Source organism: Halomonas sp. SIMBA_159, assembly GCF_046536035.1.
Classification (GTDB): Bacteria; Pseudomonadota; Gammaproteobacteria; order Pseudomonadales; family Halomonadaceae; genus Vreelandella; species Vreelandella venusta_A.
The window spans coordinates 1-230 of the sequence record NZ_JAWJBT010001793.1 but is presented as its reverse complement, the minus strand read 5'-3'; the positions used below and the strand labels follow the sequence as shown (position 1 = coordinate 230).

Annotated in this window: 1 protein-coding gene; it reads right to left on the bottom strand. The window is 73.0% G+C overall.

Features of this window, described 5'->3' with window-relative positions; genetic code table 11:
- Window positions 1-230: FGGY-family carbohydrate kinase (locus tag R0J87_RS25380; protein ID WP_498889785.1), on the bottom strand; the 230-nt coding region annotated here is incomplete at both ends.

Genomic DNA, 230 nt, shown 5'->3' with positions numbered 1-230 from the left:
GCTCCAGGGGGATGCCGAGTTCCCGCAGCGCGTCGAGCCCGAACCGCAGCCCTCCGAGCATGCCCTCGACGGCGGCCCTGGCGAGGTTCTCGCGGGTGGTCGAGGCGAGCGTCATGGCGGTCAGGCTCGCGGTGGCATCGGGCAGGTTGGGGGAGCGCTCGCCCTCGAAGTACGGCACGAGTTCGAGTCCGCCGGCGCCGGGTTCGGCGGTCAAGGCGAGCGTGCTCAGC